Origin of the sequence: Variovorax davisae (genome assembly GCF_030316845.1) — a bacterium.
Taxonomy (GTDB): domain Bacteria; phylum Pseudomonadota; class Gammaproteobacteria; order Burkholderiales; family Burkholderiaceae_C; genus Variovorax; species Variovorax davisae.
The window spans coordinates 1-18,623 of sequence record NZ_JASZYS010000029.1 but is presented as its reverse complement, the minus strand read 5'-3'; the positions used below and the strand labels follow the sequence as shown (position 1 = coordinate 18,623).

The 18,623-nt window shown below is 61.0% G+C and carries 23 protein-coding genes; 13 read left to right on the top strand and 10 right to left on the bottom strand.

Annotation, left to right across the window (positions count from 1 at the left end; all coding sequences use genetic code 11):
- Nucleotides 1-238: 238 nt before the first annotated feature.
- Genes QTI33_RS34795 through QTI33_RS34785 form a run of 3 tightly spaced genes read right to left on the bottom strand, consistent with a single transcriptional unit; the run spans nt 239 to nt 2,133 of the window.
- Nucleotides 239-1,192 (bottom strand): replication initiator protein A, encoded by a 954-nt coding sequence (locus QTI33_RS34795; protein WP_286511269.1) that lies wholly within the window; start codon nt 1,190-1,192, stop codon nt 239-241.
- An 8-nt stretch (nt 1,193-1,200) separates the two neighbouring features.
- Nucleotides 1,201-1,476, bottom strand: coding sequence for a hypothetical protein (locus tag QTI33_RS34790; RefSeq protein WP_286511267.1), 276 nt, complete (start codon nt 1,474-1,476; stop codon nt 1,201-1,203).
- A 36-nt stretch (nt 1,477-1,512) separates the two neighbouring features.
- On the bottom strand, nt 1,513-2,133 hold the full coding sequence (locus QTI33_RS34785) for an AAA family ATPase (protein WP_286511264.1): 621 nt from the start codon (nt 2,131-2,133) through the stop codon (nt 1,513-1,515).
- 411 nt (nt 2,134-2,544) lie between these two features.
- Between QTI33_RS34785 and QTI33_RS34780 the strand changes: the two genes are divergently transcribed.
- The 4 genes from QTI33_RS34780 to QTI33_RS34765 all read left to right on the top strand — a co-directional run bounded on the left by QTI33_RS34780 (nt 2,545) and on the right by QTI33_RS34765 (nt 4,728).
- Nucleotides 2,545-2,880, top strand: coding sequence for a DUF3892 domain-containing protein (locus QTI33_RS34780; protein ID WP_286511262.1), 336 nt, complete (start codon nt 2,545-2,547; stop codon nt 2,878-2,880).
- Nucleotides 2,877-3,113 carry a hypothetical protein gene (locus QTI33_RS34775; RefSeq protein ID WP_286511260.1) on the top strand — a complete coding sequence of 79 codons (237 nt, stop codon included), beginning with the start codon at nt 2,877-2,879 and terminating at the stop codon, nt 3,111-3,113. Before QTI33_RS34780 ends, QTI33_RS34775 begins: the two co-directional genes overlap by 4 nt.
- Before the next feature lie 336 nt (nt 3,114-3,449).
- A complete protein-coding gene (locus QTI33_RS34770; RefSeq protein ID WP_286511270.1) occupies nt 3,450-4,445 on the top strand; it encodes a tyrosine-type recombinase/integrase in 996 nt (331 codons plus the stop codon).
- Between the two features lie 61 nt (nt 4,446-4,506).
- Nucleotides 4,507-4,728 (top strand): hypothetical protein, encoded by a 222-nt coding sequence (locus QTI33_RS34765; protein ID WP_286511258.1) that lies wholly within the window; start codon nt 4,507-4,509, stop codon nt 4,726-4,728.
- A 314-nt stretch (nt 4,729-5,042) separates the two neighbouring features.
- On the opposite strand, the gene QTI33_RS34760 is transcribed toward QTI33_RS34765, so the two are convergent.
- Both QTI33_RS34760 and QTI33_RS34755 read right to left on the bottom strand, forming a co-directional pair.
- Entirely contained in the window at nt 5,043-6,533 is a 1,491-nt protein-coding gene (locus tag QTI33_RS34760; RefSeq protein WP_286511256.1) for a DUF1254 domain-containing protein, read from the bottom strand.
- A gap of 189 nt (nt 6,534-6,722) precedes the next feature.
- Complete coding sequence (locus QTI33_RS34755) at nt 6,723-8,195, bottom strand: DUF1254 domain-containing protein (RefSeq protein WP_286511254.1); 1,473 nt, start codon at nt 8,193-8,195, stop codon at nt 6,723-6,725.
- Between the two features lie 672 nt (nt 8,196-8,867).
- Here QTI33_RS34755 and QTI33_RS34750 point away from each other — a divergent pair.
- The 6 genes from QTI33_RS34750 to QTI33_RS34725 all read left to right on the top strand — a co-directional run bounded on the left by QTI33_RS34750 (nt 8,868) and on the right by QTI33_RS34725 (nt 13,339).
- Nucleotides 8,868-9,581: a transporter gene (locus tag QTI33_RS34750; RefSeq protein ID WP_286511252.1), complete on the top strand. Its 714-nt coding sequence runs from the start codon at nt 8,868-8,870 to the stop codon at nt 9,579-9,581.
- Between the two features lie 6 nt (nt 9,582-9,587).
- Complete coding sequence (locus QTI33_RS34745) at nt 9,588-10,991, top strand: DUF1254 domain-containing protein (protein ID WP_286511249.1); 1,404 nt, start codon at nt 9,588-9,590, stop codon at nt 10,989-10,991.
- Nucleotides 10,992-10,993: 2 nt separating this feature from the next.
- Nucleotides 10,994-12,028, top strand: coding sequence for a DUF1254 domain-containing protein (locus tag QTI33_RS34740; protein ID WP_286511247.1), 1,035 nt, complete (start codon nt 10,994-10,996; stop codon nt 12,026-12,028).
- 455 nt (nt 12,029-12,483) lie between these two features.
- Entirely contained in the window at nt 12,484-12,654 is a 171-nt protein-coding gene (locus QTI33_RS34735; protein ID WP_286511244.1) for a hypothetical protein, read from the top strand.
- 5 nt (nt 12,655-12,659) lie between these two features.
- Nucleotides 12,660-13,016 carry a hypothetical protein gene (locus QTI33_RS34730; protein WP_286511241.1) on the top strand — a complete coding sequence of 119 codons (357 nt, stop codon included), beginning with the start codon at nt 12,660-12,662 and terminating at the stop codon, nt 13,014-13,016.
- Nucleotides 13,013-13,339 (top strand): hypothetical protein, encoded by a 327-nt coding sequence (locus QTI33_RS34725; RefSeq protein ID WP_286511239.1) that lies wholly within the window; start codon nt 13,013-13,015, stop codon nt 13,337-13,339. Before QTI33_RS34730 ends, QTI33_RS34725 begins: the two co-directional genes overlap by 4 nt.
- 46 nt (nt 13,340-13,385) lie before the next feature.
- On the opposite strand, the gene QTI33_RS34720 is transcribed toward QTI33_RS34725, so the two are convergent.
- A complete protein-coding gene (locus tag QTI33_RS34720) occupies nt 13,386-14,957 on the bottom strand; it encodes a MobA/MobL family protein (RefSeq protein ID WP_286511236.1) in 1,572 nt (523 codons plus the stop codon).
- Between the two features lie 136 nt (nt 14,958-15,093).
- Between QTI33_RS34720 and QTI33_RS34715 the strand changes: the two genes are divergently transcribed.
- The 3 genes from QTI33_RS34715 to QTI33_RS34705 all read left to right on the top strand — a co-directional run bounded on the left by QTI33_RS34715 (nt 15,094) and on the right by QTI33_RS34705 (nt 16,143).
- Nucleotides 15,094-15,405: a DUF8583 domain-containing protein gene (locus QTI33_RS34715; protein WP_286511233.1), complete on the top strand. Its 312-nt coding sequence runs from the start codon at nt 15,094-15,096 to the stop codon at nt 15,403-15,405.
- Nucleotides 15,398-15,562 (top strand): hypothetical protein, encoded by a 165-nt coding sequence (locus QTI33_RS34710; RefSeq protein ID WP_286511231.1) that lies wholly within the window; start codon nt 15,398-15,400, stop codon nt 15,560-15,562. Before QTI33_RS34715 ends, QTI33_RS34710 begins: the two co-directional genes overlap by 8 nt.
- A 266-nt stretch (nt 15,563-15,828) precedes the next feature.
- Nucleotides 15,829-16,143: a hypothetical protein gene (locus tag QTI33_RS34705; protein WP_286511228.1), complete on the top strand. Its 315-nt coding sequence runs from the start codon at nt 15,829-15,831 to the stop codon at nt 16,141-16,143.
- A 29-nt stretch (nt 16,144-16,172) separates the two neighbouring features.
- On the opposite strand, the gene QTI33_RS34700 is transcribed toward QTI33_RS34705, so the two are convergent.
- The 4 genes from QTI33_RS34700 to QTI33_RS34685 are packed head-to-tail and all read right to left on the bottom strand — an operon-like array spanning nt 16,173 to nt 17,287.
- Nucleotides 16,173-16,451 (bottom strand): hypothetical protein, encoded by a 279-nt coding sequence (locus tag QTI33_RS34700; RefSeq protein ID WP_286511226.1) that lies wholly within the window; start codon nt 16,449-16,451, stop codon nt 16,173-16,175.
- Nucleotides 16,452-16,472: 21 nt separating this feature from the next.
- Nucleotides 16,473-16,685 (bottom strand): hypothetical protein, encoded by a 213-nt coding sequence (locus QTI33_RS34695; RefSeq protein ID WP_286511224.1) that lies wholly within the window; start codon nt 16,683-16,685, stop codon nt 16,473-16,475.
- A 19-nt stretch (nt 16,686-16,704) separates the two neighbouring features.
- The gene (locus QTI33_RS34690; RefSeq protein ID WP_286511220.1) at nt 16,705-17,022 is read right to left on the bottom strand and encodes a type II toxin-antitoxin system YafQ family toxin; all 318 of its coding nucleotides are present in this window, start codon (nt 17,020-17,022) and stop codon (nt 16,705-16,707) included.
- A complete protein-coding gene (locus QTI33_RS34685; protein ID WP_286511218.1) occupies nt 16,976-17,287 on the bottom strand; it encodes a type II toxin-antitoxin system RelB/DinJ family antitoxin in 312 nt (103 codons plus the stop codon). The genes QTI33_RS34690 and QTI33_RS34685 overlap by 47 nt, the downstream gene beginning before the upstream one ends.
- Nucleotides 17,288-18,623 lie beyond the last annotated feature (1,336 nt).

Sequence of the window (18,623 nt, the reverse complement as noted above, 5' to 3'; positions counted from 1 at the left end):
TCCACAGAACATCATGGGTGATGTAACGATGACATTCACAGGCATGGGTGAAAGAACGAAGCTTCAGAACGGTCGCTCGAGGCGGGAAAATGCCTCTCAATCGGGCGAAAACTGACAACCGATATGTGTTGTCAGCGCCCTCCCCTGGCCAGCCCGGCTTTCACTCAAGTTGGAAGCGTGGCATTCATGGGTGATGTAACGACGACCACGCCCACCGGCGATGCTGTGGAACTCCGTCTTACGAACGATCACCGCGGACACGGCTGTGAAAGGTGACCTGGTCCCTGTCATCGTCCAAGACAATTCGATAGTCGGGCAAGGTATCCGTCTTGATGATCTCGCGCAAAACGCGCCGAAACTCAAAGAGCGCCGACTTGCTTCCGCACTTCTCCTGGAGCAGTGCTACTCCGATCGCAAACTGCGCCTGGTTGCCGCAGTGCTTGCGCGCCAGCTCGTACAGACGTCGCTCGATCGGCTTCCGAAGCCGAAAATAATCGGGGTTGATCGTTAGTACTTCATGGGCCTGGACGGCGTTGAAGAGCCACTTCGACAGGCTGACCTCTACAGCGATCATGCGATCGTCATCGGGGGTCTTCTCGATGATTTTCCAGCTGTCGACGATGCCGAACCCCTCTTTTACGTGCTGGCCGCCGGTCTTGATGTTCGTCTTGATCGACGTGCCTCGAAGGCGCTCCAACGCATCCTGGAGCCGTTGGTACTCTTTGCCCCCAGTGAGCTTGTTCGTGGAAACGAGGTAATCGAAAACGCGGAAACGAACGGTCCGGCTGTTGGCGTCCAGACGTCCTCGGTTCAAGGCTTCAGTCATCTGGCTAACTACGTAAATAAGTAAATCCTTATCGAACTGCGTAGCCCGGCCAAGGACCGAGGGAGTGACGGTGATCGCGCGGCTGCCATCCTGGCTCTCCCAGTGCCAGACGGACAAATCCGGCTTGGTTGCAAGCGTGAAGATGGGAGCTTCCATGCTCACACCGTCATCCTTCAACGCATAGTCAAACAGATCACACAGGAAAAAATCCCGATTCGGATGGTGCACAGGCAGCAAGCCGCGCTTGCCTTTTGAGGCATCACCATTTACCTCGGCAGGCAGCGCGTCGGCTTGGCTCTCCTTTGGTACCTCAAGGTCCAGGATCAGATCCGTCTTCGCTTCGGCAAGGCCGGCTGTGGGTCGCATCAGATGCCTTAAGCAGGTTGCATCGCGGCCTGCTTGAGCCACAGATCCAGCGCTTCAACAAAGATCTCTTGGCTCTTCTTGTCGAGCTTTACGCCGGCGTTTTTCAAGGTCTCATAGCGCTCGCGGTCAAGCTTGACGGTCAAGGCCTTGTAGTAGTCCGCTGCGGGGGTAGAGGCTTTGGAGTCAACGCGCACCGTGACGTTAGAAGGAGGAGGCGTCAAGGCAGGCATCGCCTGCCCCTTCTTGGCCACGAGGCCGGAGGTAAGACTTGCGGTTTTGGACATGAGCTTCTGCGTAGATGCGTTGATACGTATTTTCAACTATTTTTGTAGTTGCGTAAATACGTAATTCCATAGTTTTTCCACCTCCTCAGCGGACCGACTCCCTGCATCAATCTCTTGGACAGTTCGTCCATCAATCATGGAAGCGGCAAAGTCGGTGCGCTGAAACAGCGTCACAGGCGCCACCGTTCCATGCTGAGAAAGTGCAACTGCAGCCTCTCCCGTGATCTTCGCGCGCGGCGCCGCGCCGTTGACCACGAACACCATGCGCTTACCAGCCTGCTCAACCAGGTCCACGGTTGAGCCTACGGCCCTCAGATCGTGCGGGCTCGGCCTGGTGGGAATTAGAACCAAGTCAGCGACAGCTAACACCTGGCGAATCGTCTCCGTCACCGCGGGGGGCGTGTCGATGATCGCCAACTTAACGCCAGCTTTTGCCAGTTGCCGAAGATGGCTTGCCAAGTTACCGATGTCGACAGAAGCGAAGAGGGGGGTTTCGGCCTGGCGCTCATTCCACCAGCTCGACAGACTTCCCTGAGGATCGGTATCGATCAAAGCAACAGGCCCAGCGTTCTGCCGTTCTGCCATCACGCCAAGGTGCCCTGCAAGGGTGGTCTTGCCAACCCCGCCTTTCTGACTTGCCAAAACAAGTGTACGCATCTACGTTACTCCTCCGTTACGCTCTTACTTTAACACGCAAATACGTATTTATGATTAGCCAAAGAGATGCGGGAGGCGGGCTGGGCTGGTTGCCTAGAAACCCGTTCCAGAACGGTCTCTAGCCCAAAATCACTGGGTATTTACACAGTGTTACTTGAAACGTTGCGGTTTATTCCAAAAACGTCAAAAACCCCATATCTAGTGCCATGTAGATAAGGGAGACCCCAGATATAGTGTGCTCAGAAACGCAAAAGCCAAGGAGTCTAGGCCTTGGCTTCGCGCCCTTACCGTTGTCGGCTCGGGAGGGGTCTGAGAGCGATTTGCATCGATCCTGAACAGTCTTGATGTTAATTCCATCTCGGAGTTCTAGCTGGCTTGTTACATGCCTTTGTGCAGAAAGCCAATAGACCCATGATCGAAATCACCCACATCACAAAGCCAGATCGTCACGACATCCACGACCGCATCCGCGAGATCGGGGCAATGTCCGGCTCGACGGTTCTCTGGCGCCTTACCTTGGACCAAGCGATCGCCGCAACGCGGCAGGGTACGCAGTACTTTGTTCGGCGTGGCGGCGTCCTAGTCCTCGTAGAGCGCATCGAGGGGGGATTGCTCAGCGGCGGTGCTTACTTGCGCACTGTCCCTGACCTTACCGGTGTGAACAACCTGTTGAGCCTGCCCGAACTCCCTCCGATGAATAACCTGCTCGCTCAGGCGCTGTATGGCTATAGAGGGCTCGGCCAATGAGCACGCGTAAGGAGAGCCGCATCACCGCACGCTTTGCTGCCCTGGATCAGCATGGGGTTAGTCGCGTCGTGACGGAACGCACCGACTTCATGCATATCACGACGCTTGATGGTCGCCACGAAGCCCCAATCCCGGGACTGAAAGAGTATTTGATGGACGGGCGCCATCTCAACAAGAACGACGAGAACTCGTTCGAGACACCGGGCGGCGAGCTACAACTTACGCGCGTCTAGCCAAATCGGGGCTCTGCAACCAAGTAGAGCCCCGATCCCGGTCCGTCCCCCCCTTGGTTTCAAGATTGATAAAGGACGTTATCATTCATGAATGAAGACGTTCGATCGCAAGGCCAAGATAGACGAGATGGAGACCCTCGACTACCAGGGCTGGCACTTCCGAGCAGCTGCCCTCCGGCGCCTTCCAGGCCACCGTGCGCTACAAGGCACCGCCCGACGACCAAATCCGCACCTTGGTGCTCGACGCTGAGAAATTCGATGCCCCACGCGACGCACTTGAACGCGCCAAAGAGCTCGCGATGAAGTGGGCCAACGAGCGAGGTGGCGTTGGACTCCGTGATTCTTGAGAGTCTGGAACCAGAACCCCTGAAGGCGGGGAGGGCGGTTTCGACCACCCTCGAGTTGGCTGGCCTGCCGGCGCTGTTCACGCCGACACCTGCCGCGGCCCAGCGCACGCTGGAGTTCTTCACCGCCAACATCCGCAACCCGAACACGCGCAAGGCGTATGCGCGCGCTGTCGCCGGCTTCGCCACCTGGTGCGGCGAACACGGCCTGCAGGACCTGGCCAGCATCGGCCCGGTCCATGTGGCGGCCTACGTCGAGCAGCTGCAGGCGCGGCTCTCGGCGCCTTCCGTCAAACAGCATCTGGCGGCGCTGCGCGTTCTGTTCGACTGGCTCGTGGTCGGCCAGGTGATCCCTTTGAACCCGGCGAGCTCGGTGCGCGGCCCGCGTCACTCGGTGCGCAAGGGAAAAACGCCCGTGCTGACCGCCGAAGAGGCGAGGGCCATGCTGGACGCGATCGACATCACCACACCGACAGGCTTGCGCGATCGGGCGTTGATCGCCTTGATGGTCTACACCTTCGCCCGGGTCGGTGCGGCGATCGGCATGAAGGTCGAGGACGTCTATGTGCAGGGCCGACGCACCTGGGTGCGCCTGCACGAGAAGGGCGGCAAGGTGCATGAAATGCCCTGCCACCACCACCTCGACGAGTACGTACATGCGTATTTAAATGGCGCGGGGCTGGGCGAGGAAAAAAAGGCATTCCTGTTTCGGTCGGCTAAGGGGCGGGGAGGGGGGCTTTCCGCGTTGCCGATGAGCCAGGCCGACGTTTACCGGATGATCGGTCGCCGCGCTGCGGCCGCCTCGGTCGATACCAAGATCGGGTGTCACTCCTTCCGCGCCACCGGCATCACCGAGTACCTGCGCAACGGAGGAAAACTCGAGGTGGCCCAGCAGATGGCCAACCATGAGAGCGCGCGCACGACCGGGCTCTATGACCGGCGACAGGACCAGGTCTCGCTTGACGAGGTGGAGCGGATTCGCATTTAGACAATTAGCCGGTTCTGATACGCTGCCTACGCGCCGTGATCGCGGCCAAGGAGCAGAGTCAATGGCTACGTCCAAGAAGTCGGCATCCAGCCCACGCGAACTCATCACGCCGCACAAAGGCGACTCTCGCTATCAGCGTCGCAACCCCGATGGAACCCTCGCGGAGGGGGACAAGGTGTCACGGGCTCAGCCTGATGACAAAGCGCATAAATCGAAGACTGTGCCCGCCAAGGGACAAGGCGACAAAGGCGACCACAAGCCGGCTACCAAGCGCAAATTCTAGGCTTTGAGTCGAGGTCCCTAGGCGGCTTTGGTTCCCCGCACTCTCGCCGACAGCCTAACGGCTCCTAGCGGCCAAAGCGGAAGTTCGTCACGGACCGCCAATTTTCCTTTAAAGGCGCTTTTCAAGAGAACAAGTAGCTTGGTCGCCGGCCGCTAGCCGGCGTGCTGCCAACTTTCGCGTGCGGCCACTTGCAGTCATCCCTCGCACCAGCGCGAGTACTGCTACGGGATCGAAACCAGTCGTTCTGCTCCGGGGCAGAACGGTCTGAACGCCGGTTCTGCCGCTCCAAACTTACAGGCGCGTCCCGGTGCGACTTACTTCGAGGCGACGATCCCCGGCGGCTTCCAGGTACCTTCGCCAGCTGGCAGGATCGAAGGCGGCGTGTCCTTTGGCCAGTAAAGGCGCATCGCCAGATAGATCGGTCCATCGGGTGCCGGCAGCCAGTTGGCTTCGAGGGCCTTGCCAGGCGATTCCTTCTGGATGTAGATCGTCAGCGAGCCATCGCGGTTCTTCTTCATCGCGCCAACCATCGGCGAATTGATGAGATAGCGGTTGATCGGGTTCTTGATCAGCAGCTGGGTCTTGCCGTCGTACATTGTGACCGACCAGAACGCGTTCACCGGCGGCGTCTGGCCCGCCGGGAAGGTCAGCGTGTAGCTGTGCTTGCTGCCGTCGAGCGGCTGCCCCTTCTCGTCAACGCGCGTCAGCGGATAGGCGGCTTCCACCGCATCATTGCCATAGATGCCGCCCTTGGCCGCGCCTGCGCGCATCAGCCAGTCCTGCTTGTAGAAGTTGCGGTCGCCGAAGAAGGAACCGATGTTCCAGCCATTGACGTTCTTCAGCCCGCTGGCCAGCCACTTGTCCACCTTCTCGTCGCCGTCCTTCATGCCAAGCAGAACCGCCGCCTTGTGTTCGAGCGACAGGTCCTTGAGCTCGAAGGATTTGCCCGGGCCGATACCGATACGGGCGATCCGGGCGCGCACATCGCGGTCTTCGGCGGAGGTCGGCACAAACTGAAGCGCAGCGTCCAGATACTCGAAGTAGTTTTTCTTGATGCCTTCGGTGGTGGCCGGCAGGAAACTGATCGCAGGCGCGGCGGGCGGTGCCGGCCTGCCGAGGAACGCCGAGAGCGGCTGAACCTTGTAGCCCGACTGCACCTTCACCACGTTGGGCATGTCCTTGGCATCGAAGAGCTGCGTGCGATAAGCGGCCAGTGCGAAAGGTGTGGTGGAAGTGAAGACCTTGCGGACGCCCGCCGGCGTCACACCCTTCCAGTCCGGGCCCACGACCATGTACGTTCCCGGCCCATTGCCGGTGGCGCGGCTGCCGATGTAGCCGAAGTTGTAGGTGTTGCCGTCGTTCAGCATGACCGCGTAGTACCGCTTCTTCTCCACCGCCGGCACCGAGAGCACCATCGGCTCGGCCCGCAGGTCAAGCCACAACAGTGAATAAGGCGTATCGCTGTTGGGCGTGATGACGGCAGTGTCCTGGTAGGTGTAGACGCGCGGCTCGTTCTTGATCTGATTGAACGGCGCCTTGAACTGCGGTCCGCCCTTGTCCACCGCGTATTCGTTCATCACCGCATAGTTCATGACGATAGGCAGGCCGTAGATGAACGCTTCCTCGGCGATGGCCTTCGTCTCGGCGATGTTGGGTGCGGCGATGCCGGCGGCTTTGTCCATGGTGGCAGCCTTGGTAATGGGATCGTTCTTGCTTGCGCAGCCGGCCGCCAAAGCAATCACGGCGGCGACAATGGCCACAGCATGCCAGGGTTGGCGTCCAGATTGTTCCAGTGATGGCGACATGAGGCTTCCTTTGCGCGGATTCGGGGGTGGAGGTGGGCGGACGGTTCAACGCTTGCCCGTCACTTGGGGAACATGGGCTGCGCTTGCAGCCGCAACGACACTCGCGACGAGTTGTCGAGCCGCTCGACATGGTGGTAGGCCGGTGCCTGCAGGTTCACCGGCAGCCGGCCGAATCGAACGATCTTGGGTTTAGGAAGCCTTCACCACGGCGGGCGGGGCCCACGTACCCGATCCTGGCGGAAGGATGGATGGCGGGTTCGGATTCGGCCAGTACATGCGCATCGTGAGCAGGAAGTCACCCTTCGGCGCCGGCAGCCAGTTCGCCTCCTTGGCCTTTCCCGGAGACTGGTTCTGGAAGTACAGGGTGAGCGAGCCGTCCTTGTTGAACTTCGGCTTGTTGCGCATGCTGACCGTGAACTTGTTCAGCGGGTTCGGATTGAACCACCAGCCACCGTCATCGATGTACATCGTGATCGACCAGAAACCGTTCACCGGCGGCGTTTCCCCCTTTTTGAAGGTCATGGTGTACTTGTTGGCACCATTGAACTTCGCGCCTGTGCTGTCGATCTTCGCGGTCGGATAGACGGCGTCCTGTGACAGGTTCGCGGGCCAGCCGAACGCCGCGATCTTGGCGCGCCCCAGGTAGTTAGTCCCATAGGCGCCAGCCGCCCCGGGAACCTCCCAGCCGTTGATGATCGTGCCGGTAACCTGCCCAGCATAGATTTTCGCGAGTGCGCTCTTCACTGCGGCATCCAGCACCGGCTGGGGAACGGCGTTGCTCGATGTGAAGGGCTTGCCAGGTTCGATGCCGATCTTGGCCATCCTTGCCACGATTGCTGCATCTTCCGGCTGTGCAGGTGCCGATGAGCCCATCAGCTTCGCCAGCATGTTGAAGTACCCAGTGCTGCCCATCGCCTCGATGACCTGCTGCGGTTTGTCGGTCATGCTGAACCCGGGGTTGGGATCGAATGGCGGCGCCACATACGTGTACGGCTTCCCGAAGGAGGAGAGTGGCACCAGCTTGTACTGGTCCTGCAAGGCGTTCACGGCCTTGTAGTCCGCGGGGGAGCCATCGGCGTAGGTGCGGCCGAGGATCACCATGTAGCGGGTCGGCGACTTGATGTGCTTCATGCCGGAAGGAACTGGGCCGTTCCATCCCGGGCCGCTGATCAGGAAGTTGCCCGCTTTCTCTCCAGTGGTGCGGCTACCCGGGACGTCCACAACCGGCATCCAGAGGCTGTACATGGGTAACAGGAAGAACCGTTTGCCCATGTCCGGATGCGAGAAAACCAGAGGCTCCTTGCCGAGGTCCATCCAGGCGACGGAATAGAGCGTATCGGCGTTCGGGGCCGAGACGCCTCGATAGTTGCCCGGCGGATAGCGCTTAACGTTGAAGAACGTGTTGGACGGTGCCCGAAGTGCTTCGACCTGCGCGACGTTGCTCATCTGGACCCGCGTGACCTCTGTCGTGATCAGCGAGTAGCCGTAGATGTAGGCGTCTTCTGCGATCTGCTGCACCTCCGCTGTGCTCGGCGTCGCGATGGACGGGGTTGGCGAAGCTGCCGCTGCCACGGAAGGTGGTTTGGTCTGCTGGCACGCAGCCAGCATCGTGAGGGCGGTGATGCTGGCGGCGATGAATCTCAACTTCATGGTGGCGTCCATTTTTTAGCCTGACCAATGCGAAGTTGACGTTTTATTACAGAACCTGGGCTTGGGCACCTTCCCTTTTGTCCAATTGACGACGGCTCATCTCGGACGTAGATGGAGCGTGTGACCGGTCAAGCACAGCAGCGCGGACGTGTGCTCTCGACTTTCAGCCTATGCCCGATGGAGCTAGTCGGGGCTCAGCACGGGAACGGCTGCAATGTTCCGAAGCAGATATTCACGAGACGACGTCGAGTGTCCACAACGGGCCCCGAGCGCCTGGTAGCCGACAGGCTACAGTCGGCAAGAGCAGTCGCCCCTTCGCGCCCTTGGTTTGTCCGCATCCCGTCGCAAACCGACGCTGGCAGGAGCGCCGTGGAAGCGCCCCACTTGCCCGGAATCAGCCAAGGCTGTCGCTCGCACCAATCGCGCGGCACCCCAGATTGAGTGACGGTGCGACAAGCCGTTTTCCTACACATCTCGGCACGGGGGCATCGAGAATTCGCCGCTTGAGGAAGCTCGCTCTTTTGAAGTGAAAGGCGCGTGATGGCAAATCAATGCTTAGCTTGTCCGCTCACCGGTGGCGCACCGCCCTGGCAGTCTCGGCAGGCTCGTTTGCCGTCTAGTCGCGCACTGATTGCCACCGTCGCGCTGGCACCCCTCGTTGCGTACGCACAGAGCGACGCGGACTTGGCCAAGAAGCTCTCCAACCCTGTCGCCGCGCTCATCAGCGTGCCCCTGCAATACAACTACGACCATCACATCGGGCCTGACGACGGGCACAAAAACTACCTGAACTTTCAGCCCGTGGTCCCGATCACGTTGAATGCCGACTGGAATGTGATCAGCCGCACGATCGTGCCGATCGTCAGCCAGCACAACGTGGTGCCCGGATCGAACCAGAGCGGCCTCGGAGACATCACGCAGAGCCTCTTCTTTTCGCCCAAGGAGCCGACCGCTGGTGGCTTGATTTGGGGAATCGGTCCCGTGTTCCTGCTGCCGACCGGGACCGAGCCGGAGCTGAGCGCCCGCAAATGGGGCGCCGGCCCAACAGGCGTCGTTCTCAAACAGGACGGACCGTGGACCTACGGCCTGCTGGCGAACCACATCTGGGGCGGCGGAGGGGTGAGCACGCGGCCGAATGTCAGCAGCACCTTCCTGCAGCCGTTTCTTGCGTACACGACCAAGGACGCTTGGACCTACTCGCTCAATACCGAATCCACCTACGACTGGAAGAACAAGCAATGGCAGGTGCCCATCAACCTCCTGGTCACCAAACTGATGAAGTTCGGGGAGCAGCCGGTCAGCATCGGGGGCGGGCTGCGCTACTGGGCTGAAAGCGCGGAGAGCGGCCCACGCGATCTGGGCGTGCGGCTTGTCGTCACCTTCCTCTTCCCGAAGTGATACGCCATGACGAAGACCACCGCGTGCCGTCGCGTCGTGTCATTGCTCGGTTTGCTCGTCGGCCTTGCTAGCTCGATGGCGATCGCGCAACCAGCCAAGCCATTGAGCCCCGCTCAAGCGCGCGAAGTCGCGAAGCAGGCCTTCTTGTATGCCTACCCCCTGGTCGAGAACTACAGCAGCATCTATCAGCTCGCGATCGACACGAAGAGCGATCAGTACAAGGGCCCGATGAACCAGATCAGCAACGTGCCACGCGTGTTCGGACCCAAGGACACCAGCATCGTCACGCCGAACTCCGACACCCCGTACTCATACCTCATCATGGACCTCCGCGCTGAGCCGCTGGTGGTCACCATGCCACCTGTCGAGAAGGACCGCTATTACTCCTTGCAGCTGGTCGACCTGTATTCACACAACACCGACTATCTCGGCACCAGGCGCGACGGCAATGGCGGCGGCAACTATTTGATTGCCGGGCCGGTATGGAAAGGCAAGTTGCCCGCCGGCGTGAAGCGCATAGTGCGCAGCGACACGGCGCTGATGTTCTCTCAGTTCCGCACCCAGTTGAAAAACCCGGACGACCTGGAAGCGGTAAAGAAGATCCAGGCGGGCTACAAGGTCGTGCCACTGAGCACTTTCACCGGTAGCAAGCCACCTGACCCGGCACCCGCCGTCGACTATCCGCCCATCACCCGGGCACAGATTGAACCCGAGGTCTTTCGCTACGCCAACTTCCTGCTGCGCTTTTGCCCACCCTACGCCGACGAGAAGGCGATACGACAGAGCTTCGCAGCGATCGGGGTTGCGCCCGGTGCGCCGTGGCCGCCCCGGTTGCCCGAGCCGATCCTGCAAGCCATCGAGCAGGGTCGACTGGACGGCGTCAAAGCGCTGGAGGCTTCTGCATTGAAGGCCACGAGTTCCAAGGGGCTCTTCGGCACGCACAAGGAGTTGCAGGGAAAGTACCTCGAGCGCGCGCTCGGCGCGAAGCTGGGCCTGTACGGCAATTCGTCCGAGGAAGCCCTGTATCCGGTGTACCAGTTGGACAACGGCGGTCAGCAACTCGACTCGGGCAAGCACGACTACCGCATCACCTTTGGCAAGGACCAGTTGCCGCCAGTCAACGCCTTCTGGTCAGTGACCATGTACGACGGCAAGACACGCTTCTTGATCGACAACCCGATCGATCGCTACCTGGTCAATACCGCGATGCTGCCGCAGTTCCAGCGCAACGATGACGGCGGGATCACGCTTTATCTCCAGCACACCTCACCGGGCACCGGGAAGGAGGCGAACTGGCTTCCCGCGCCGAACGGGCCGATGTACGTGGTGCTTCGTCTTTACCTGCCGAAGCCCGAGGTGTTGTCCGGAAGATGGAGCGCTCCGGCGATTCAGGAAGCTTCGGCGAGATAGCCATGAACCGCACTTTCACAGGGCGCAAGACCGCGGCAATCCTCCTGGTTCTCGTGGCGGGTGCAGCGGCACACGCCCAGGTGGCGTCCGCCCCCAGCACGGTTGTGACGCGCGAGACGTACGTGCGCGCCGAGACCGACCGCAGCTTCTTCAACTTCTACAAGTTGGCGGGTGGCGTGAACCGCTTCTATTTCATTCGCACGCCCACGCCGCTCGACAAGCAGTCGGTGGTCCGGATGAACAAGGACACCCTTTACGCCGCCGCCGTGGTCGATACGTCGAAGGGGGCGACCCTCACCGTGCCCAGGATCGCAGCCGGACGCTACTTCTCGGTGCTGCTGATCGACAACGACCACTACAGCCCCGGTGTGATCTACAAGCCTGGAACGCACACGCTGCCCCGCGACACGAAATTCCTCGCGTTGTTGCTTCGCATCCAGCTGCTTCGCCCGGACGATCCGCGGGACGTGGCCGAGGTCAACCGGTTGCAAGACCAGTTCGTGATTAGAGCCGGGAGCGCCGATCCTTTTCCCGAACCCACGTGGGATGCGAAGTCGCTGGCTGATCTCACGACTCAGTACAACACCGAGTTCGCGAAGTACGACATGTACCCGGATGGCTTCATGGGCCCGAGGGGCGTGGCCGACGACAGCATCCGCCACCTGGCGGCGGCCGGCGCCTGGGGCCTGTTCCCGAACAAGGATGCCGTCTACATCAACTACAACGGCAAGCTACCGGCCACCGGCTGTCACTGCGCCACCTACAGCGTGCCCGAGAACAAGGCGTTCTGGTCCATCACCGTCTACGGCGACGACGGGTACATGAAAAGCCCGAACAGCATTCTCAACGGGACCAACGTGAAGCTGAACAAGGACGGAACGTTCACCGCGCACTACGGGTCGCGTGAAGCCTGTGGAGTGGTGCCCAACAGGCTGGACGTGAGCGATGGCTGGAACTTTCTGATGAGGGTCTACAGGCCTGGGCAATCAGTCCTGAATCGGGGCTATGTCTTGCCTGACGCCAGAGCCTGCTCCTGATACAGGATAGGCGGCGAGATGACGGTCGGCTTAGGGCCTGGCCCATAACGGCTGTACGCAGCGCTCCTGGCGAGATAGCGAAGCGGCCGCTAGACGGATTGCAAATCCGTCTAGCCCAGTTTTGTGTCATCCCTCGGCTGGGACTGGCGGAACCGGAGGAGTTCGAACCCTCATGCCCCCTCGTACCAGTAGACACATCGGACTTACAACCCGCTGCTTCGGGTTCGACCCCCGGTCCGGGCACCAATCTTCATTGGCGACGCTGTCTTCAGCAGTGTGAATGCTGTGCTTCTTATGATCGAATCCGAACGTGCCCTACAAGGGCACGTGGGTTGCAAGCACCCCCAACGGGGTAAGCGTTTTTCTGTCAGCCATTTGCGAAAATTTCCGAGCTCTCACCTGGTAGGTCGACGCGAGTCTCGAAGACCGATGCAGATCCCACTGGAGGCCCCTTCATGGCAGACGACCGGAAGAAGAAAGGACAGGACCGCAAGCGCAGCGCCCTCACCGAACCTCACGAGATGCGAAGCTGGACAGAATCGCAAGGCAGGGGCGTCAACCGCCACGAAAAAGCGGGCCGCTTGAGTCGCCAATGCCGAGAAAAACGCTGCGGCGCCAGGACTTGACGGAGATGGCCCAGATCATGAAAGAGGCTGCGGCTGCCGTGCATCTACTGCCGGAATGTGTTTCGGAACGGAACAGTGTGCGCTCGACGCTTGTGCCCGACCTTCTGGCCATGCCTCTCCTGGCGCGCGCCGTGACCGACGCCTCCATTGGCATCACCCTCACGCAGGCCAAAGCCATCCTTTCTGGGACCACCCACGGCACCCTCACCCGCACCAGTCCGACACAGGGCGGACGAGCGTGGCTCAACGGCGAGTGGGCGCTTGACGAGCTCGAGGCGCTCTGCGCGATCCTGCGGCACGAGGCCGGGGACCAAGCCCTTGGGGCTGCCGAGTCGGTAGTGGTCTGGAAGGGTGCGGAATGACATTTTCCGAGCTGCCAGTGGGGGCCGAGTTCCGCTTCTGGAGGCGGGGCACGTTGCTGACGAAGATCTCAGAAAGCGCGTACTTCGCGTCGCTGATCGGATTGCAGGAAGAGGCCGCGCCCGATGCCGAGGTGCTGACCGGGCCTGGTGACATCGCCAGCGATGCGCCGCTCGCCGGTGTTACTGAATACGACTTGGCCAGGGAAGATTGGGAAGCTCTCATGAAGCGTGTGCGGCGTGGCGAGCAACTCAAGGTGAGCACACTGGAAACGAAGCTGCACGCCCTGAATTTGGCCTATGTGCGGCGCAACGGCTGGACTTAAAGGAGCGCCAGTCTCTATACGGCGATTCCAGGGCTGTTGTTGCAGCCTACCGGCTCATGCCAGGCGCTTTGCCCTTGGCTGCTTGCAGCTGTACAGCCAGCTTTTGAGCTTCTGCAGGATCTTGCACCAAGGCCTGCCGCAGGCGTTCCAGGGCGACGGGCCGCGCCTCTTTGCCCAAGCGGTTAAATGCTTCGATCTTGTCGCGCAGCATCACCGGCAACGCTTGCCAGGCGGGGCCCTGATCTCCGTACCCATGGAACTTCATTTCGCGCCTGAGAGCGTGCGTCTTGAAGGCCTTCAGATCCTCATTCAGCTTCCACGTCGATTGCGCGCTCTGCCGCCGCTCCTCCAGCCGCTGCCTGGCCAGCTCGACGAGCTTCGGATCCTGGGCCAGGGGTAGCATCCGCGCGACCAAGCCGGGGTGATCTCGCTCGATCGCGGCGTCGGCGAAAACAAGAGGCTTCGATTGCATGGCGCGCCCCTGCGCCGCCGCCTTCTGGGCCGCCCGATCGGCGTCGACCGCTGCTTGCCCCTGGCTCATGATCTTGGCCACCCGGTCGCCGTGCCGCTGCTTCGTCGCCTTGCTGGAAAGCAGGCCAGGCAGCTGCATGGCTTCGATCTGTTTGCGCAGGCTTTCGGCTCGTGCAATTTCCCGTTGGGAAGTTTCCTTGCTCGACGCCTCAAGCCGCTCCCCGCTCTTGACCACTTCGAGCAAACGCGCGCTCCGCATCTGTAGAAAATCCGCCAACTCGTCGACCTGGTCAGGCCCTGCCGCCTTGACGACCTCCGGCACCCGCGGCGCAACCTTGCGGGCCGCCTTTTCCAGCACTGCACGCGCCACCGCATGCAGCCTGGTCAACCGACGCTGCGCCGCGTCGATCGCGGTCTTGAGCGTCGCCGCCAACGTGCGATCGGCACGAGCGGCCAAGACGCGATCGACAGCCTCGGACTGGGTCTGGATCTGCGCCTGGCCAAGATGCCGCTCTGGCTCCCGTTCGATCCCCTGGTTTTTCAGGCTGCGATGATCAACGCGAGCGTCATGCGAGTGCCGAGCGAGATGTTCGTTCTGCACCCGCGCCCAACGTTCGCGCGTCACCAGCAAGGCCGCAACGTTCTCGTCCTTGGTTTTGCCGCCGCTGGCTTTCTTGCAGCCGCCCTTCGCTGGATCCTTGCCGTTGTAGCGTTTGAAAAATTGCTCCCGCGGCCGCTCGACGCCGTCCAAGATGCGCTCGGAATACATGATGTGGGCATGGGGCTGCTCGCCGCCTTCGAGCGAGGCCTTGGGGTTGTGGATGCCCCACTGGAAGGCATGCTTGCCGCCCAGCTCCTGGCGGATGAAATCCTCGACGAGGTCGCACCGTTGCAGCGGCGTGAGTTCGCGCGGCAACGCGACCACGAGCTCGCGATAGGTGCTGCCGTTGACGCGCTCGAACTCGTCGGCAGCCTGCCAGAACGAGCGAGGCGTTCTTGCCCATGAGGGCAGGTTGCCGTGGCCGGCGGCCTCCAGGTCGTCGTCGCCCGGCTTTTTCTTGTGCTTGCCGTCGCGGCCGATGTAATCGGCGTGGCCAGCGGACGCACCTGCACCGCCGATAGTGGCGGTGCAGTGGTAGCTGGCCATGGCGCGCGGGGTTGGGGTTCGGTATTTGGTATTGCCCGAAGGGCCGCACTTGTTTCTCGCAGAGAAACGTATAAGTGCGCTCTCCCTTCGTTCGAGACGTGCGGTATCATACTTCACTCACTACGGGATGGCAAAGATGGCGCTGAAGCTAGAGGAACGACTGGAGCAGGCGGAAAAGAAGCTGGCGGAGCTCAAGGCTCTCAAAGCCAGAGCGGACGCCAGGAAGAAGGCCGAGGACGGAAAAGAGAAGCGCCGCCTCGACAACAAGAAGAAAATCTTGTTGGGCGCCTACTTGCTCGATCGCATGGAGCGCGATGCGAAAAGCAGTCAGAAAGTCCTCGAAGGGCTGGATGGATTCCTGACGCGCCCCGCCGATCGGGCAGTCTTCGGTTTGCCGGCGCCTCAGCCTTCCCCTACTTCTTCAGCATCTGGAGCACCGCATGGTTAATGAAGACGAAAAGCCGAACCTGCAGGAAGAAGCGCCTTCAGAGGGCCCCCCCATCTCGCCCAGCGTGCTGGAGTGGTCAAAAAAGGTTTTGGAAAACTCGATGCGCATGGAAGTCGACGAGGAATACCGCAAAGAGATCGCAAAGAGGATCAGGTAGACGGATCTCCATGGTCGGCCTGCCATCCGTTGGCCTCATCGATAGCGTGCTGTGCAAGCACTACCCGGATGGCCGATCGACGCGTGGGACGAGAGCTAAGGTGTCTATCGCGCTGCGTCATGCGGGGTTCATCCGGGTGTCGTACGCTGCACGGTGACGGTCTGCCGGCGCTGGTAGAGGATGCTTCGGCGCCTCATCCTTAGGGTGTGGTCCTCGATGCCGGTGGCCCGTTCCGTCTAGCCTTTCCCTCTGACAGGGAGATTGAAATGGCCCTCGACCTTTTGAAAGAGATTGCGTCTTCACCTCTGCCGAAGTCTTTCCGGTCGCCCGACGAAATCGACCAAGTCCGGCTGCTCCGCGCCGCCGGCCTGGTGATTGCATTCGTGCCCGCGCGGACCGGCACCCAGTTGCTGGCTGGACCTGAACACTCCGCTCAAGTGCTGGCCGTGACCGACAAGGGCAGGCAGGAACTCGAGCCCAGCCGGTATCCCGACGAGGAAACGGCGAGCAGCAAATCAAATGGCAGCCTGGCGCAGCGACTGCGATCAGCCGCCGATCGCGTGCGCCGAGTGCTGCATTGAGCCCCGCGGCTGCCGCCGCCCCTACCCCTCTAAAGATCGCCGAACCCGGTGTTCCCCGTGTGTGGGCGATTCAACCAGTCGTCCACCCAATCAGCGCTCTTGACCTCAAGAGCGCTGATGGCGCTGTACACATCCAAGGGGCCGGCCAGGACGATGCAACACCTTCTCGTTTCGCCTTCGAAAATATCCACATGCCCGGCGTAGATGTCGGGGGACACCTTGGTGAGATAGATGCGCACATCCCACCCTCGATGCGAGAAGGATTTGACGGGGGCGTCGGCCCCACCATCTCCAGCGTTTGTTTCCATCGTCACTTTCGAATTCCAACTTCACCAAAAGCGCCAGAACGGACGGCGGCGTGCAGCGGCCGGCTCCAACGGGGCGCTCAACGTCGTGTCAGAGGCAAAGCGACGACGAACTTCGACCTCGTGGGCGTGGGCGGGGCCCCGCGCCTCGGAGTGGCCGCGCATTGCCAACAAGCGCCATTGATGGGCGCGATTGAGCAATTCTTTATCTTCGAGATCCCTTGGCTGCGTCGTCATGAGTACGACTTTTCTTCGGCTATTCGAACAACTCCGCGTGGGTGCCCAGACGCACAAAAGTGATGTGCGCACCGTCGACCAGGTAGATCAGCAGCAGATCGCCCTTGACGTGGCATTCACGATGATCCGCCCACTCGCCCTGCAGCTCGTGATCCAACCACTCCGCCGACAGCGGACCGTCGTTGGCCAGGAGCAGGAGCATTGCCTCCTTCGGCCGGCCCATGTCGTGCCGGCCGGAGTGGCTCAGCCGGGTCCAGTCCTTGGCAAACTGCCGGCCGTACGAGGAAGTTTTAGGAAGGCTTGCGTGCTTTTTCTTGGGAGCCGCTTTCGAGCGCATCGAAAAGACTTTCAGGTTTCTCGAAGCGCTCGCCGGCTGACGCCCGAGCTTCCACCATCGCTGCGATCGTGGTGGCGTTGGGCTGTCGCACCAGGAAGGGCAAGCCCTTCTCATCCACCACTTTGCGCAGGAACAGTCGGATCGCATCGCTCAGGTCCAGACCCAGGCTAGCGAGCACTTCGACAGATTTTTCTTTGAGTTCGGGTTCGATCCGCGATCGGACCTCCGCCGACTTCAGCTTTCTCAGTTCGACATTCGCCTGCATGGTGTTTCCTGAATGGGTGACGCGGAGGCATATAGCCCTCAATTTCGCGCCCCGGAAGTGGTGAGTAAATGGAGCAAGGCAGCGTCATTGTAGCTACAACGACGCTACATGTCTACGATCCAGGTCGTCTGTTCTCACCAAGCAGCTAAGGCGATCGGCCGTTGTTCAAGCGATCCGCTCCACATCTTCCGAGGGAAAATCGCCCTCCCCCCCATCTTCAGTAAAAAGCACGGCCAAGACAGGTATGCACGATCCCGTTTTCCTCGGACTCACCGCAAGTGCCGCCACGCTCGGGGTTCTGGCGATCTGGAAGGCACGCGTCCCCCGATGGATCGCCCTGTCGGTATTGGCGGTCACTGCGTCATGGGCCGCCTTTTCGGACTCAAGCCCGCTGAACCACGAGCACCAGGCGCACACAGCCGAGCCGTCGGCCTGGCGATCAGGCGGATGAGGAAAGCCGCGATCTGCGAATGGCAGGCGATGTAACTCTATTCTGACAAATACCGGGTTAGCCGGACACCATCCGACGAGTGTCCGGGTCGGTGGCGGACCACGCTATCGGACACGGCATTCCGCTCCCGTCGACAGCGCCCCGAGGGCGGAGAACCCGCGCATCACCCATGCCCCCTGCCCGATGGTCGGGGCGGCCAAGTCGGGCCAGGCCGCGGGTTTGGGTCAACAGTGGGGGCATCGGACTTTTAATCCGATGGCTCCAAGCGCGCAGGAGGCCTGAGACGGCCTCGAAGCCCCTACCCCCTTAGGCGGGTCAAAAGGATGCGCTCCAGAGCCTGTGATCCATGTTGCCTCGACTGTGCTCGCCACCTGCCCAGCCCCCTTTTTGCTAAGCAGTTGGGCCGTTGTGAGTTAGTGCGTCCACTGAGGCTGCAGCGATTGTGGTGCCGGGGGATCTGTTTTGCCCCCTTTGGGGGCCACGATGAAGGGGTGAGCGCGAAGCGCGAGGGGCGTAGCCCCTGGAGGTTGGGGGATGCCGGGTGGGAGCGCAAAGCGCGGGCGGAGGCCGAAGGCCGGAGGAGCCGGCGGGGGCGGAGCCCCCAAGAGGCGGTGCTTTTCACCCACCGCCGCGTTAAAGATATTAATAAGTTAAGAAAACGCGCGCGCGCGTTACGGTTGTGGATAGCCGCCGTAAGTCCCTGACGCCATTAGGCTTTTTTGAGGGGTCGCTGGGTGATGTAACGAAGGGCCGCTGGGTGATGTAACGAGGGTATCCACAGAACATCATGGGTGATGTAACGATGACATTCACAGGCATGGGTGAAAGAACGAAGCTTCAGAACGGTCGCTCGAGGCGGGAAAATGCCTCTCAATCGGGCGAAAA